This is a genomic window from Corynebacterium sp. HMSC076G08 (assembly GCF_001811515.1).
In the GTDB taxonomy this organism is placed as follows: Bacteria; Actinomycetota; Actinomycetes; order Mycobacteriales; family Mycobacteriaceae; genus Corynebacterium; species Corynebacterium hiratae.
The window spans coordinates 57,337-71,414 of the sequence record NZ_KV805087.1; the positions used below are offsets into that span (position 1 = coordinate 57,337).

At 63.8% G+C, this 14,078-nt stretch carries 17 protein-coding genes; 5 read left to right on the forward strand and 12 right to left on the reverse strand.

Translation table 11 applies throughout. The annotated features are described in order from the left end of the window. Positions 1-493 precede the first annotated feature (493 nt). Positions 494-703, forward strand: coding sequence for a hypothetical protein (locus tag HMPREF2806_RS12600; protein WP_046649061.1), 210 nt, complete (start codon positions 494-496; stop codon positions 701-703). A 148-nt stretch (positions 704-851) separates the two neighbouring features. Here HMPREF2806_RS12600 and lepA read toward each other — a convergent pair whose 3' ends face one another. Next, positions 852-2,699, reverse strand: a complete 1,848-nt coding sequence (gene lepA, locus HMPREF2806_RS12605; RefSeq protein ID WP_049156442.1) for a translation elongation factor 4 — start codon at positions 2,697-2,699, stop codon at positions 852-854. 18 nt (positions 2,700-2,717) lie between these two features. Here lepA and HMPREF2806_RS12610 point away from each other — a divergent pair, with 18 nt between their 5' ends. The 4 genes from HMPREF2806_RS12610 (at position 2,718) to HMPREF2806_RS12625 (ending at position 5,602) form a co-directional block, all read left to right on the forward strand. Further along, positions 2,718-3,239 (forward strand): type II toxin-antitoxin system PemK/MazF family toxin, encoded by a 522-nt coding sequence (locus HMPREF2806_RS12610; protein WP_049156445.1) that lies wholly within the window; start codon positions 2,718-2,720, stop codon positions 3,237-3,239. Positions 3,240-3,357: 118 nt separating this feature from the next. Further along, on the forward strand, positions 3,358-3,621 hold the full coding sequence (gene rpsT, locus HMPREF2806_RS12615; protein ID WP_010190855.1) for a 30S ribosomal protein S20: 264 nt from the start codon (positions 3,358-3,360) through the stop codon (positions 3,619-3,621). Continuing rightward, positions 3,622-4,431 (forward strand): DNA adenine methylase, encoded by an 810-nt coding sequence (locus HMPREF2806_RS12620; RefSeq protein ID WP_049156448.1) that lies wholly within the window; start codon positions 3,622-3,624, stop codon positions 4,429-4,431. Continuing rightward, positions 4,424-5,602, forward strand: a complete 1,179-nt coding sequence (locus HMPREF2806_RS12625; protein WP_232745483.1) for a type II restriction enzyme — start codon at positions 4,424-4,426, stop codon at positions 5,600-5,602. Before HMPREF2806_RS12620 ends, HMPREF2806_RS12625 begins: the two co-directional genes overlap by 8 nt. On the opposite strand, the gene HMPREF2806_RS12630 is transcribed toward HMPREF2806_RS12625, so the two are convergent. From HMPREF2806_RS12630 to HMPREF2806_RS12680, 11 genes are all read right to left on the reverse strand, one after another. Next, on the reverse strand, positions 5,599-6,240 hold the full coding sequence (locus HMPREF2806_RS12630) for a LysE family translocator (protein ID WP_070517901.1): 642 nt from the start codon (positions 6,238-6,240) through the stop codon (positions 5,599-5,601). The two genes, HMPREF2806_RS12625 and HMPREF2806_RS12630, sit on opposite strands and share 4 nt — an antisense overlap. Further along, positions 6,237-6,605: an ankyrin repeat domain-containing protein gene (locus HMPREF2806_RS12635; RefSeq protein ID WP_046648995.1), complete on the reverse strand. Its 369-nt coding sequence runs from the start codon at positions 6,603-6,605 to the stop codon at positions 6,237-6,239. Before HMPREF2806_RS12635 ends, HMPREF2806_RS12630 begins: the two co-directional genes overlap by 4 nt. Positions 6,606-6,616: 11 nt before the next feature. Continuing rightward, positions 6,617-7,564 (reverse strand): DNA polymerase III subunit delta, encoded by a 948-nt coding sequence (gene holA, locus HMPREF2806_RS12640; protein WP_070509990.1) that lies wholly within the window; start codon positions 7,562-7,564, stop codon positions 6,617-6,619. Beyond that, the gene (locus HMPREF2806_RS12645) at positions 7,561-8,811 is read right to left on the reverse strand and encodes a ComEC/Rec2 family competence protein (RefSeq protein WP_070517902.1); all 1,251 of its coding nucleotides are present in this window, start codon (positions 8,809-8,811) and stop codon (positions 7,561-7,563) included. Before HMPREF2806_RS12645 ends, holA begins: the two co-directional genes overlap by 4 nt. Further along, the gene (locus tag HMPREF2806_RS12650; RefSeq protein ID WP_070517932.1) at positions 8,808-9,410 is read right to left on the reverse strand and encodes a ComEA family DNA-binding protein; all 603 of its coding nucleotides are present in this window, start codon (positions 9,408-9,410) and stop codon (positions 8,808-8,810) included. The genes HMPREF2806_RS12645 and HMPREF2806_RS12650 overlap by 4 nt, the downstream gene beginning before the upstream one ends. Before the next feature lie 104 nt (positions 9,411-9,514). Beyond that, positions 9,515-10,303, reverse strand: a complete 789-nt coding sequence (locus tag HMPREF2806_RS12655) for a DegV family protein (protein WP_046648993.1) — start codon at positions 10,301-10,303, stop codon at positions 9,515-9,517. Further along, positions 10,303-11,001 carry a histidine phosphatase family protein gene (locus HMPREF2806_RS12660; RefSeq protein ID WP_070517903.1) on the reverse strand — a complete coding sequence of 233 codons (699 nt, stop codon included), beginning with the start codon at positions 10,999-11,001 and terminating at the stop codon, positions 10,303-10,305. The genes HMPREF2806_RS12655 and HMPREF2806_RS12660 overlap by 1 nt, the downstream gene beginning before the upstream one ends. Further along, a complete protein-coding gene (gene rsfS / locus HMPREF2806_RS12665) occupies positions 10,998-11,465 on the reverse strand; it encodes a ribosome silencing factor (RefSeq protein ID WP_046648992.1) in 468 nt (155 codons plus the stop codon). Before rsfS ends, HMPREF2806_RS12660 begins: the two co-directional genes overlap by 4 nt. A gap of 97 nt (positions 11,466-11,562) precedes the next feature. Beyond that, the gene (gene nadD / locus HMPREF2806_RS12670) at positions 11,563-12,180 is read right to left on the reverse strand and encodes a nicotinate-nucleotide adenylyltransferase (RefSeq protein ID WP_049156470.1); all 618 of its coding nucleotides are present in this window, start codon (positions 12,178-12,180) and stop codon (positions 11,563-11,565) included. Then, positions 12,173-13,021, reverse strand: a complete 849-nt coding sequence (locus HMPREF2806_RS12675; protein ID WP_070517904.1) for a cutinase family protein — start codon at positions 13,019-13,021, stop codon at positions 12,173-12,175. The genes nadD and HMPREF2806_RS12675 overlap by 8 nt, the downstream gene beginning before the upstream one ends. A gap of 10 nt (positions 13,022-13,031) precedes the next feature. Further along, positions 13,032-13,937 (reverse strand): cutinase family protein, encoded by a 906-nt coding sequence (locus tag HMPREF2806_RS12680; protein ID WP_070517905.1) that lies wholly within the window; start codon positions 13,935-13,937, stop codon positions 13,032-13,034. Positions 13,938-14,078: the final 141 nt, after the last annotated feature.

Here is a 14,078-nt window from a genome sequence, read left to right on the forward strand (position 1 = left end):
ACCGGCTGAATACCGGGGTTAGTTTCATCCCACCGTGGGGTACCCCGATAACCGCGATGCCGGAATACCAAGAAGCACTAGCCAGACTCAACACCGAACAAGCAGGACAACCACCAGAGGAACCACCCGACAGCAGTTAACACCCCAACCACCAAACACAAAAAGCGCCGGTAACCTGCGCCAACACCAAGCACCCGCCAATCGAAAGATGGTTGACGGGCATATCGGCGATCCTTAACCACGCTTCACTCGCCGCCGGATACAGCAGGGGCAGCCACGGCAGGATCCTTAAGCCCTTAAAGGCGAAGCCCGCCAAGCACAACAAGGTAGATGGGAAGCCGGCAATCCCTGGTTACGCCCCACCGTCCCAGTAGTGCGGGTGTCCCCGCTTCCCTTTTAAGGGACAACGTGCACTGTCACGAATGCGGGGAGCTTGTTAACGTGTTAGCAGCTGCAGGAAGCGCAACAACTCTTACGCATGAAAGGGCTATTCGTGACCAACCCAGTAAGCGCATGGAAGATTACCACTGCTATTGCAGTCGCAGGCAGTGTCCTCTTGCTCATTCTGTACGTGGGTTTAAGTCGCCATTACAACGCCCAAGAGCTCGCCATGCTTGTAGATGGTGCCAACGCCAACGGCCAGGACTACTCGGTGACAATCCACAACCAGCTCACCGGAAGCTACTCATTTAATGCTGAGTAGCTTTCATCCACAGCCGTAGATCACGCGGCATCTCGTAAACTCCAGCCGGCGCAGGATCTGAATCTGCCCGGTAATGGCAGCCGGCGCGAGGGATTTGAGCCGGCGGTGCCGGCCGTGGCCGCACCAGTGGTTTTGAGCACTGGCTGCCTTACTCGGCGTCGGTGGACAGCGCTGCCACGAAGGCCTCCTGCGGCACGGACACGGAACCGATGGACTTCATGCGCTTCTTACCGGCCTTCTGCTTCTCCAGCAGCTTGCGCTTACGGGAGATATCGCCGCCATAGCACTTGGCCAGAACATCCTTGCGCATGGCGCGGATGTTCTCACGCGCGATGATCTTCGAACCGATGGCCGCCTGGACGGGCACCTCGAACTGCTGGCGTGGGATGAGCTCCTTGAGCTTCTTCGTCATCTTGTTGCCGTACCACTGCGCGGAATCTCGGTGCACGATGGCGGAGAAGGCATCCACCGGGTCACCGTTGAGGAGGATATCCACCTTCACCAGGTCCGCCAGCTGCTCGCCAGCCTCCTCGTAGTTGAGGGAAGCGTAGCCCTTGGTGCGGGACTTCAACATGTCGAAGAAGTCGAAGATGATTTCACCCAAGGGCATGGTGTAGCGCAGCTCCACGCGGTCCTCAGACAGGTAGTCCATGCCACCCATCTGACCGCGCTTGGACTGGCACAGCTCCATCGTCGAACCGACGAACTCCTCCGGCACGATGATGGTCATCTTCACGATCGGCTCGTAGACCTCACGCAGCTTGCCGCCGGGCCAGTCCGACGGGTTGTGCACCATGGACTCCTCGCCGTCCTCTGCCACCACGCGGTAGGTCACCGAAGGCGCAGTCGAAATCAGGTCCAAGCCAAACTCGCGCTCCAGACGGTCGCGCGTGATTTCCATGTGCAGCAGGCCCAGGAATCCGCAGCGGAAGCCGAAGCCCAGGGCGACGGAGGTCTCGGGCTCGAAGGTGAGGGAGGCGTCGTTAAGCTGCAGCTTCTCCAGCGCGTCACGCAGGTCCGGGAAGTCCGCCTGGGAGATCGGGAACAAGCCGGAGTACACCATAGGGTTCGGGTCGGCGTAGCCCTTGAGAGGCTCAGTAGCGCCATTCGACGCCCACGTAATCGTGTCACCCACCTTGGTCTCACGCACGTTCTTCACGCCCGTAATGAGGTAGCCCACCTCACCCGGGCCCAGCCCCTTACACTTCTGCATGGTGGGGCTGACGATGCCCACCTCGAGCAGCTCGTGGTTGGTACCCGTGGCCATCATGGTGACCTTCTGACGCGGGGTCAGCTTGCCGTCCATCATGCGGATGTAGGTCACCACGCCGCGGTAGGTGTCGTAAACGGAGTCGAAGACCATCGCGCGGGCCGGGGCATCCTCGCCGAACTCGGACGTCGGTGCCGGGATGAGCTCCGCCACCTTATCCAGCAGCTCCGGCACGCCCTCGCCGGTCTTGCCGGACACGCGCAGCACCTCCTCCGGCTCGCAGCCGATGATGTGGGCAATCTCCAGGGCGTACTTCTCCGGGTCGGCCGCGGGCAGGTCGATCTTGTTCAGGACCGGGATGATCTCCAGGTCATTTTCCATGGCCAGGTAAAGGTTGGCCAGGGTTTGGGCTTCGATGCCCTGGGCGGCGTCGACAAGCAGGATGGCGCCCTCACAGGCCTCCAGCGCGCGGGAGACCTCGTAGGTAAAGTCCACGTGGCCAGGGGTATCAATCATCTGCATGACGATCTCCTGGCCCTCGAACTCACCGGAGCGAGGAATCCAGGGCAAGCGCACGTTCTGCGCCTTAATGGTGATGCCGCGCTCGCGCTCGATATCCATGTTGTCGAGGTATTGGTCGCGCATATCACGCTCCTCCACCACCTGCGACAACTGCAGGATGCGATCAGCCAGCGTCGACTTGCCGTGGTCGATGTGGGCGATAATGCAAAAGTTTCGGATCTTGGACGGATCCGTAAACGTAGTGGCCGCGAAGTTTGTAGACATGTGTTTAGAATAGACGACATGTCTAGGTTGGCACGCATTCTCGGTATCGGAGGCCCCGAGCCTGTCGACGTCGGTCTCGAGCGCATCACCGAAGGCTTGGGGTTGAACCAGAATGATTCCGTAACGGAACCGCGCAAGGCCGCCGACATTCGCGTCGAGTGTGCCGCCGCCCACCCGCGCAGCGTCTTCTTCACCCCCGACATGGACGGGCAGGCAGACTCCGGCGAGGTTGTCTGGGTGTGGGCACCCTCGGATGGCAAGCAGTCCCCGCCGCGCGAGCGGGCCGTGCTCATTGTCTCGCGCACGCGCACCACCGTGCTGGGTCTGCTCATCTCCCCCAACCCGGGCCACGCGAACAAAGAGGAATGGCTCGATATCGGCACCGGCGAATGGGACGAATCCGGCCGGCAGTGCTGGGTGCGGATGGACCGCGTGTTGGAAATCTCCGAGGAACAATGCCGCCGGCAGGGCACGCTCTTCCCGGAACGCCGCTTCGAGCGCATCGCCAACCGGCTGCGCTCGCGTTATCACTGGGCCTGATTTGGGGATTCGGTCCGAGCCCTGCTAAATTTTTTGGGATGCCGGGGCACGCTGGCGGTCAGGACCTTGGGTCCGCCTTCCTCGGTTGCACATTCCTACGACTCTAAGAGGTATAACGATGGCAAACATCAAGTCCAAGCAGAAGCGCATCCTGACCAACGAGAAGTCTCGTCAGCGCAACAAGTCCGTACGCTCCGCCGTGCGTACCGAGATCCGCAAGTTCCGTGAGGCCGTCGCCGCTGGTGACAAGGCTGCAGCCGAGAAGCAGCTGCGCGTTGCCTCCCGCGCACTGGACAAGTCCGTGTCTAAGGGCGTCTTCCACCGCAACACCGCGGCTAACAAGAAGTCCGGCATGGCCACCGCCTTCAACAAGATGGCCTAAATGAAACCGCTCCTGAAGTGGGTCGGGGGAAAGCGCCAGCTGCTACCCGCTATCCACTCCGTGCTGCCCGAGAGCTTCGATACTTATGTCGAGCCTTTCTTGGGCGGCGGAGCGGTTCTTTTTTCTTTGGCGCCCGAACGCGCCCGGGTCAATGACCTGAACACCGAGCTCATCACCGTCTACGAGGTGGTCCGCGATAACGTGGACGAGCTCATCGCCCTGTTAAAGGGCTATCCGAATGATTCGGATTTCTTCTACGAGATGCGCGCCCGCGACCGCGAGCCGGGTTTTGCGCACTTGAGCCCCGTCGAACGGGCCGCCCGCACGATTTATTTGAATAAGACCTGCTACAACGGGCTTTATCGGGTGAATAACTCGGGCCAGTTCAACGCCCCGTTTGGCCGCTATGCCAACCCGAAGATTTGCGATGAGCCCAATCTGCGTGCGGTTTCGGAGTACCTGTCCTCCCACGACGTGACGTTTTATAACGGCGACTACGCCGCGGTGGAGGCCAACGAGGGGGATTTCGTTTACTTCGACCCGCCCTACGATCCGGTCAACCCCACGAGCAATTTCACCGGCTACCAGTCGGGTGGTTTTGGCCGCGCGGACCAGATTCGTCTGAAGGAAACCTGCGACGACCTCAATGCCCGCGGGGTGAAGTTCCTGCTGTCGAATTCCGCGACGGACTTCATCAAGGAGCTGTACGCGGACTACCACATCGACATCGTGGGGGCCACGCGCGCGGTGAACTCCGTGGCCTCGAAGCGCGGCAAGGTCGATGAGGTGCTCGTGCGCAATTATGCTTAACGACGCCGCCTGGGACCTCGTCTACCCCCACATCGCCGCCGACATCGCGGACCAGGGCTTTGCGGTATTGCCCGCCGCGAAGCTTAAGGAGCTATCGGGCCGCGAGCCGCGGTTGATGGCCAAGCATGACTTTTCGGCGGCGCGCCCCGAAGTGTTTCGAAAGCACGGTTTGTCCATGCTGCCGATTCGCCGCGATGCCTACCTGATTGGCCGCTTTGACCTGTACCAGCCTTTCCCGGAGCAGGCCGGGCCGCTGAAGTCGATGCCGGTTCCGAGCCACATCCAGTCCATTGACTTCGAGAACCTGACCTCGGAGGCAGCGGCACTGACCGCGGCAAGCTTAAGCGGCATGCTCGAAGATTTCCTGGGCGGTGAGCTGGTGCCGACGGTCAGCGGGCGCATGTCGACGCTCACGCTGCCCATGCGTATCGGCGGGCGCGACGTGGTGGTGGACCGCGCCCAGATGGAGATCGATGCCGGCTTCGAATCCGCCGAACACCTCGTGCTCGTGGAGGCGAAGAACCACCTCTCCCCCGACTTCAACATCCGCCAGCTTTATTTCCCTTTCCGCCGCTTCTCGCTGGCGTTGGAGAAGGAAGTGGTGCCGGTGTACTTGGTGTATTCCAACGGTATTTTCCACTTCTACCGCTACGCGTTTAGGCAGCCGGAGGATTTCCGCAGCATCGAGCTGGTGAGCGCGGCGCGCTATGTTTTGGGCGAGTCAGGCGTAACTGACGCGACGGTGCGCGCGGTGCTGGCGCGCACGCAGGTCGAAGACACGCGCGTACCTTTCCCCCAGGCGGACTCCTTTGCAAGGGTCATCAGCTTGCTGGAGAACCCTGTGGATAAGGCGGCGATGCCCGAGGAATTTGGTTTTACCCCGCGCCAGGCTGATTATTACAGCAACGCCGCCCGCTACCTAGGTCTGGCCAAGCTCAGCGGCACGCGCGATGAACGCAATCTCACCCTCGTCGAGGCCCTGGCCTCCCGCCCGGTGTTCCGGGACATGGTACAGCACGTCGTGGCTACCCGCCGAGCGGTGAATAAAGAAGAAGCACTGGTCTTCATGCGCGCGGCCCACCTGGGCCTGGGCGAGACGACTGTGCGCCGCCGATCCGCCACGGTCGCGGCGTGGTCGCAGTGGCTCGCGGAGCTACTCGAGCAGGCCTAGGCGGCCTGGATGCCGGCCCACACCAGAGCGCAGCCAGCCACCACGAAGAAGGCTCCGGAGCCGATGTCGATCCACGGGCCCGCGGCCAAGAGTCGTCGGCGAATCGCGCGGGTGGAAATGACCGTCGAGAGGACCACGAAGAGCAGGTAGCTCGACAACGACAAGCTCAGCACCAGCGCCACTGATACCCACACCGGCGGGTGCGGCGGCAGAAGCGGGGCGACCATAGCGGCGAGGAAAAGCACGATCTTCGGGTTGGACAAGTTGGTAGCCAAACCCGTGCGGAAGACCTTGCCCACCGACCCCAAGCGTGCGGCCGCCTCCTCCTCATCGACGGGCGGCTGCTTGCGCAGCTCCAGCCCGGAGCGAATGGAGAGCACGCCCATAAACACCAGGAAACAGCCACCGATCACCTGAATCAGCGAGAGGACGCCGGGGAAGGCGGTGAGCAGGGCGGCCGCACCGAACACGGTCAGCGTGCACCAGAACAGCACGCCGACCTGGATGCCCGTCGCCGCCGCAATGGCGTGGCGGCGCGAGCGCGTGGCATAGCGCGTCACTAGGACGATGTCAGGGCCGGGTGCTGCCGCACCGACGAGATTCATCAGGAGGATGGCCGCAAACGCGGACCAGCTCATGACAGGCGCTCGAGGAGGTCCTCGCGGCCGAACATGCGGGCCGAGTCGAGGGCGTTGGGCTGGCCGGCGGAGGGGTCGGCGCCGGCGTCGAGGAGGGCGTCGATCACCGCGTCTTCTTTCTTAAAAATCGCTCCGGCCAATGGCGACTGGCCACGGTCGTTGAGGAGGTTGACGTCGGCCCCCGCCGCGGCGAGCTGGCGTACCAGCTCCGCATGGCCGTGGTAGGCGGCGAGCATGATGAAGGACTGCCCGTCCTGGTTTACCATGTCCACGTTGACGCCCTGCTTGATGTACTCGAGCAGCGTGGCATCGCCGTTGCGGGCAAAGTCAAAAAGCTTGGTGGCAAAGTTCTGGATGTCATCCATGGAGGGTTAGTCTAGCGCGCTAGCTCCGCCACCCGTTTAACGGCCGCCTCGATGGCGAAGTCCTCGTCCCCGCCCTGGCCCTTGACCGCGGCATCCAGCTCCGCCATGAGGATCACGGCTTTGGTGATGTTCTCCCCCGACCAGCGCCGCGCCACCGGTTGGGTGAGTTTTACCGCGTAGGGCGCCATGCCGGTCTGGGAAGCCAGCGAGTACTGATCCCCGCGCGCGGAGTAGAGCCGCGCGATGTTGCCCACCTTGTTAGCCAGCGCCGAGGCGATGGCAACGGGGCTCGCCCCCAACTGCAGCGCCCGACGACATGTGGAGACCGCCGCCTCCACGCGGCCAGCCACAGCAGCATCCGCGATATCCCAGTTGGCCACCTCTGCCACGCCTACGTAATACGCGTGCACCGCCTCGCGGGTTACCTTGCCACCTGTGTCGAAGACCAGCTGCGAGATGGCGGAGGCGAGTTCGCGGAGGTCGGAGCCGACGCCGTCGAGAAGCGCCTGCACCACATCCGGGGTGGGGCGCACCCCATGCGAGGCGAACTCACGGGTAGCCCACTGCGCGAGCTCGTTCGGGTAGAGGGAAAAGACCTCATGCACCTCGGCCGCCTTGCGCAGCGCCGCGATGAGCTCCGGCGGCTTCTTCTTTTTCTTCAGCGTCTTCGCCGTCACCGAGTAGATCAAAATGAGCGTGATGCCGGGCATCGGGTTGGCGCAGGCGTCGAGGAGGATCTTCGTGACCTCCTTGCCGGCCCGCTCCACATCACTGATGACGATGACGCGGTCCTCCCCAAACAGGGAGGGGCTGGTCGCTTCCAGGATTTCGCCTTCGCTCACCTCGGAGGCCTTGAGCTTGGTTACTTCGCCGTGTTGGATACTCAGGCGGGCGCGCTCGGCCAGGAATTCGTCATCGCCGAGGATGAGGTGCACGGGGGCTGAAGACATACCTGTCATCTTAGCAACGCCGCGATGATCCACCCGCCGAGCAACAGGACCGCAATAGGGCCGGCGGCCACGGTGGTCACGGGCATCGAGGAGGCGACAAAGTGGATCCAATCCGCCAAGGGCTCAATGAGGATCACAAGCGGCCTGCCCAGCCCCACCTGCGCCAGGGCGGCGGCGATAAGCCCCACGACGGTGATGACCGGCACGACCGGAGCCACCAGCACGTTGGCGATGACAGAGACCACCGAGACCCGCCCGGACATCAGCGCGATGAGCGGCATGGTCACGATATCCGCGGCGATGGCCACGGCGAAGGCGCGGGCGACAATACCTGTGCCCAGCACGCGCAACAGCAGCGGGGTCAGCGCCACGATGCCGGCGGTCGCCGCCACGGAGAGCGCGAACCCAAAGCTGACCGCTAGGTCGCTGTCCGCCGCGAGCAGGAACAGCACGCCGAGGGAGAGCGCATGGAGCGGTTCCATCTTCGAGGAGTGGAGCACCGCCACCAAACCGGCCAGCCCAGCGACGGTGGCGCGCTGGACGGAGGGCTCCCACCCCACCAGCGCCACGAATAACGCCAACGCGCTTGCCGACGCCCCCACCCTCGCCCGCGGCCCCGGCACCACCAACGCGGCCGCGGTGCACACGATGGCGACGTTAGAGCCCGACACAGCACTCAAGTGCGACAGCCCGGTGTCGATGTAAAGCTGCTTGTCCTCGGGGCTTTGCAGGCTGGTATCGCCCAGCACCATGCCAGGGATAAGGCCGTTATCGCACACGGCGCGGAAGTTCTCCGCCACCGCGGCGGTCCAGCTATGGGCGTGCGCGGTGAGTTCGCCGCTGAAGACGGTCTGCCCTACCCCTACCCGGTCAGACGGACCGGGGTGACCGTGCACCGTGACAAGGGAGCCGCTGAAGGCCTCCGGTTTTTCCTTGAGGAAGACCGGCAGCTGCGCCGGGTAGCCGGGCACGCGCAAGCGCACCATCCACCCGGAGGCGGTCTGGGTGGGGTCGGCGGCAAGTTTTCCCGTCACCTCCGAACCAAAATGAAAGCCCGCCGCGCGCACCGAGCGCACATGCGCAAGGGTGGCAAAGATGGCCCCACTTGCCGCGCACAAGATGCCCTGGCCACGCCACTGCCCGCGCGCTAAAGCGAAGAGCACGAGCCCACCCAGCAGCCAGGGGTAGCCGAAAAGTACTGCGAGCGTGGCCAACCATGCGACCACCGCGGCGGGTACGAGCCGCAGTTCCCTCACGGCCGAACCTTGTCCTTGAGCTTCGCGAACTTCGCCGGTCCGATGCCGGAGACGTCCATGAGTTGCTCCACGGTGGTAAAGCTCCCGACTTCCTCGCGGTGCGCGATGATCGCCGCAGCCGTGGCCGGCCCGACCCCGGGAAGCTCAGTGAGCTCCTCCACGGTGGCGGAGTTGAGGGAGATAGTGTCTTCGGCCGCAGCGCCTAGGGCAGCGGGAGGAGCGCCGACGGTGATCTGTTCGCCGTCGTTAAGCTTCTGCGCCAGGTTGAGGTTGTCGGTGGGCACGCGCGGGCGTGCCACCTCAAGGGCGTCGTTGATGCGCGCGCCCGGTGCCAAGGTCACCAGGCCCGGCTGCTCGACGTCGCCCACGACGGAGACCACGATGTCGGCCGCCACCTCGCTGCTCGGCGCGGCCACCTCATAAGGGTTCTCCGCGCTGCGGCTCAGCCCCAGCCAGGCGAGGAGCGCGACGCCGGCTAAACCTGCTACGACAAGCGCCAGCCAGGGTGGCACGCGCACGCGCGGAAAGTCGACGTTGAGCAGTTCTTCTTCCCCGGTGGGGCGGGTGAGGTCGCGGAGACGATCAGCAATGGCGTTCATGCCCGCGACGCTACGCAGCGCCCACACCCCCGTCGAGGGCTTAAGCCGCAGCCTGTGGATAACTTGTTGAAGACATCAACAACGTCTTTAGCTCGGCTCCGCCGTCAGCTAAAGACCGCGGAGACGCCGATGGCTCCGGGGCCGACGTGGACCGCGAGGACGTCGGTAAGCGGCACCAGCATGAAGGATGAATCCGGCAACGCCAAGCGCAGCAGGTCCTCCAGCCGGCGGGCCGAGACCTTGTCTTCGTTGTACTGGACCACGATGAACGCCGGCTTGCCCTCCGCGCGGGAGGCCACCAGATCCACGAGCTTGGTAAAGGCCTTGGTTTGGGTGCGGGTCTTGCCCACCATCTCCAGCTTGCCGCCCTCAATCGCCATGATTGGCTTGGTGGCCAGCAGCGCGGTCGACAGCATCGCCGTGGCCGCGGACATGCGCCCAGAACGGCGCAGCTCCTCCGTCGAGCTGAGATAGACCAAGGTGTGCCCGCGCTCGAGGGTGTTGATGGCGGCGGCATAGCACTCGTCGAGTGAGGCGCCTTCCTGGGCAAGCTTCGCTGCGGCCATGGCAGCGGCACCCATGACCATGCCCGCGGTGCCGGAATCGATGACGCGCACGGTGTCGGGGAAAACGCCGGAGGCAGTCACCGCCGCCGACCACGTCGAGGACAGTTCCTTCGACAGGTGGATGGCTAGCACCCCGTCATCGCCGGAGCGCTCCATCTGACGGCCGTATAAAGCGGCCAATTCGAGGGCAGTCAGACCCGAGGTGGACAGCTCCGCGCCATCCTTGCCGTGGCTTTCCATGACGTGCAGGTCCACGACGCAGATGTCGAGCTCCTCGACGATATCCGCCGGCAACCCCGCGGCGGAATCGGTGACGACGCGAATCACTAGACGTCCGCCCCGGCGCCACCAACGACGGCGCCGCCCATGTTCCAGCCGTCGAAGTACCACTGGGCGCGGCTGACGTTCTCCGGGGTGAATTCCAGCGGGGAGAGCGGACGAGCGGCATCGAACTCGGGCCGCGCGGTCAGCTGCGACCAGTGAGTGTTCTTCAAACCAGAGAGAATCCCGTACTGGTGGTGCTCAAGGCCCAATAGGTGGCAGGTCAGCGCGGAAATGGCGCCGCCGTGCGCGACGACAAGCACCGCGCCTTCATCCCAGTCGGAGTGCTCCTGCATGAGCTCATCAATGACCGGGCGGGCTCGGTTGGCCACATCGACGCGGCTTTCGCCCTGCGGCGGCGCCCAGGTGGGGTCGTGGCGCCACAGCGCACGCGCCCCGGGGTACTGCTCATCCACCTCGGCGGAGGTCATCCCCTGCCACTCCCCCAGGTGGGTTTCACGCAGGCGCTTATCGACGGTTACCGCAAGCCCCAAGTGACGGGCGATGATTTCAGCGGTTTCGCGGGCACGGATGAGGTCCGAGGCGACAACCGCGGTGATGCCTTTATCCTCGAGCAGGTCAGCGGCAGCGCGCGCTTGGGAGTACCCTACGTCCGACAGCTCGGTGTCCAGGTGCCCCTGCATCCGTCCGGTGGCGTTGTAGGTGGTTTGCCCGTGGCGGATGAGGAGGAGACGGCGGGTCATAATTCGTCATCTTCCGGCTCTGGCTGGGCCAGGGGAATCTCATCGATCGAGTCCACGTCGCGCGGGTTGACTTCATCAGACCACTCGCCGGGGCGTTCCGGGGTGTCCAGACCGGGGATGTCGAGAAGCGGGCAGTCGTGGTAGAGGCGATCCAGGCCGTAAAACTCGCGCTGATCGTTGCGCTGGACGTGGACCACGATGGGGCCGTAATCGAGCAAGACCCACCGGTTCTCACGATTGCCTTCGCGGCGCTTGGGCTCAAAGCCCTGCTTGGTCAGCTCGTCCTCGACTTCCTCGACGATGGACGCCACTTGGCGCTCGGTATCGGCGGAGGCCAAGACGAAGACCTCGGTAATCGCCAGCACGTCGGAAACGTCAATAGCGGCAATGTTGGTGGCCAGCTTTTCATCCGCAGCCAAGGCGGCGGTTTCCGCCATCTGGCGTGCTTCATCAGTAATCGACATGACAATCCCTACACAAGTACTTTTCTCTTAAGAACTCTAGTCTTACACGACAAGGCGCATTTTCCTAGTCGAATTCCCCCCCGCCTCTGCGCGGATACTACAGCGGTTTTTCCGGGTGCGGGCTGTAGAGGTGATTCTTGGCGATGTATTGCACCACCCCATCCGGCACCAGGTACCACACCGGCTGGCCCTGCTCGGCGCGGGCGCGGCAATCGGTGGAGGAAATGGCCATGGCGGGAATCTCGATCAGCTCGATGTCGTCTTGGGAGCCCTCCGGCAACATGTCCTTGCGTAGCTCGTAGCCGGGGCGGGTCACGCCAACGAAGTGCGCCATCTCCAGCATCTCTTCCCAGTTCCGCCAGCTCATGATGGAAGCGACAGAATCCGCACCGGTAATGAAGTAGAGCTCGGCATCGGGGAAAAGCTCGCGCAAGTCCCGCAGCGTATCGATGGTGTAGGTGGGGCCCTCGCGGTCAATGTCTACGCGGGAGACGGTAAAGCGCGGGTTTGAAGCGGTGGCCACCATGGTCATCAGGTAGCGATGCTCGGCGGCGGTGACCTGCTTATCTGCCTTCTGCCAGGGCTGGCCGGTGGGCACAAAGACCACCGTATCGAGGCGGAAACGGTGGGCTACCTCGCTAGCAGCGACGAGGTGGCCGTTGTGGATCGGATCGAAGGTGCCACCCATGATGCCGATGCGTTGTGGACTAGTCATGGCTGGTGAGTATACCGGCCACAGCATCAATGACCTGCACGTCCTGCTCGGTAGGCTCCCCCAGGAAGTAGGAGGCATGGCGCTTGGCCTTCGTGGCTAACGCTCGGTTGGCGGCTTCCGGGGAGAAGTCGCAGACGAAGTCACCGTCCAAGCAATAATCGACGGAGCGGTGCTCCGGTAGCCCGGCGCGGTTCTGAACCCACGGCACCTGGTGGAGCGGATTGCCGAACGTCAGCACTGCATGCAGGCGCCCGGTATCAGCGAGGTAGCTTTGGGCGCTTGTCGCGACGAGCGCGCCCTGCGAGTAGCCGGCGGCCACCCAGCGCGGGCGGCAGCCGGTGGTGGATTCATAGTCTTCGACCACCTTCGGGGCGTTGCGGACACCGGTGCGCAGACTATCGACGGCCCCCAGCGTCACCGAATACGCCAAGTCCCCAATGGGGTGCTGCTGGAGGATCTCCATGATTCGCCGCACGACGTCACGCGGGCTGAGGACCTCTCCCTCCTGAGCCAAGGGCGGCAGGTTCATGGCGGCGGGGTATGCCTCCGGATCGAGCGCAAGTACATAGACGCCATCCATAGCGCCCGGGTGGCGCTGCTCGACCTGGTGAAACAGCGCAGCAAAGTTACGCCCCTCAAAGCCCGTGGATTCTGGCGCACGCGCGGAGTAGCGCTGCGGGCCCACGTATTCGCCTTGCTCCTCGTTCTGATCCGAGCCGCGCGCGACAAGCACCGCGGTGTCGGGGCAGGTGTCGATACCGCCCGCCGAGGCCGCAGGAACGTTCAGGAGAAACGCTGCTGCGCCAAGCGCGGCACACATGCTAAGAGATAGAGGCTTCACCCTTTCCTGTTTAGCGGAAACGAACGCTGTCTACCATGCGGCCGATGGAATCGTAGACCTGGTTATCCCACTCGTGGTAGGTGAAGAAGTACTGGCCGTGGGAGCCGCCAGTGGGCTTAGCGGCGTAGAGGGTATGGGCGGAGAGATCGCACACGGCATCGAGGGGCAGGCAGTAGTCCACGCGGCTGACGTTGGCGCGCATCTGCGGGAAGTGGCCCATCGGGCCGCCCGCGCCCTGGGTCGCACCGACAACGGCCGGATCCCCGGCGCGGGTCAGCGGGTTGCCAAAGGTCACGACACCGGCGAGCTGGCCGCGGTGGGCTAGCTCCAGCTCGTGGTTGGACAGGACCATAGCACCTTGGGAGTAGCCGGACAGGATGTACTGCGGGTGGCAGCCGGTAGCGGCCTCATAGTTGTTGATGGCGCTGGTCACGCCGCGCTTGCCGGTCTGTACGGAGTACATGAACTGGTTGATGGCGGAGACCGCGGTGTTGATGACCGGGTTGGCGTACTGTGCGGCTAGGCGCACCAAGTCGGCCGCGGTGGTGGGAAGCGACTCGTTCGGCACGGAATACTCCGGGTACGTCGCCGGGTAGTATTGCGGCTCCAGCCCCAGCACGTAGACATCCTTCATCAGCGAGTTGCCACCGTGTGTTGCCTGATAGCGCGCTTCAGCGCCGTGCAGCATGGCGCGGATGGATTCGCCTTCCCACCCATTGGAGGCTCGGCCACCCTGGTTGGAGTACTGCGTGGGATAGATCTGGCCGTTCTGGCCGGAGCCGCGCGCGGCGACGACGACCACGGCGGGGCACTGTTCGTCGGCATGCGCGGCGGGTACAGATACGGTGTTCGGGACGATGAGGGCGGCCGCGGCCACGACGGCGGCGGCGACGGAGGAAGCAATGCGGGACAGCATGAGAGGAAGGCACCAATCAGTTCTTTGTTATTACCGCGCTTTAGAGTACCCAGTCCTGTCCCGCCGCGCAGCACGAACCCCACACAAGGCGAACAATCTACTCGAAAAGTTTTCGAGTAGGATGTTTTGCGCAGGTCAGGC

Coding starts and splice junctions, on each gene's coding strand:
- lepA (WP_049156442.1), bottom strand. CDS start 2,699: ATGTCTACAAACTTCGCGGCCACTACGTTTACGGATCCGTCCAAGATC.
- HMPREF2806_RS12610 (WP_049156445.1), top strand. CDS start 2,718: ATGTCTAGGTTGGCACGCATTCTCGGTATCGGAGGCCCCGAGCCTGTC.
- rpsT (WP_010190855.1), top strand. CDS start 3,358: ATGGCAAACATCAAGTCCAAGCAGAAGCGCATCCTGACCAACGAGAAG.
- HMPREF2806_RS12620 (WP_049156448.1), top strand. CDS start 3,622: ATGAAACCGCTCCTGAAGTGGGTCGGGGGAAAGCGCCAGCTGCTACCC.
- HMPREF2806_RS12625 (WP_232745483.1), top strand. CDS start 4,424: ATGCTTAACGACGCCGCCTGGGACCTCGTCTACCCCCACATCGCCGCC.
- HMPREF2806_RS12630 (WP_070517901.1), bottom strand. CDS start 6,240: ATGAGCTGGTCCGCGTTTGCGGCCATCCTCCTGATGAATCTCGTCGGT.
- HMPREF2806_RS12635 (WP_046648995.1), bottom strand. CDS start 6,605: ATGGATGACATCCAGAACTTTGCCACCAAGCTTTTTGACTTTGCCCGC.
- holA (WP_070509990.1), bottom strand. CDS start 7,564: ATGACAGGTATGTCTTCAGCCCCCGTGCACCTCATCCTCGGCGATGAC.
- HMPREF2806_RS12650 (WP_070517932.1), bottom strand. CDS start 9,410: ATGAACGCCATTGCTGATCGTCTCCGCGACCTCACCCGCCCCACCGGG.
- HMPREF2806_RS12660 (WP_070517903.1), bottom strand. CDS start 11,001: ATGACCCGCCGTCTCCTCCTCATCCGCCACGGGCAAACCACCTACAAC.
- rsfS (WP_046648992.1), bottom strand. CDS start 11,465: ATGTCGATTACTGATGAAGCACGCCAGATGGCGGAAACCGCCGCCTTG.
- nadD (WP_049156470.1), bottom strand. CDS start 12,180: ATGACTAGTCCACAACGCATCGGCATCATGGGTGGCACCTTCGATCCG.
- HMPREF2806_RS12680 (WP_070517905.1), bottom strand. CDS start 13,937: ATGCTGTCCCGCATTGCTTCCTCCGTCGCCGCCGCCGTCGTGGCCGCG.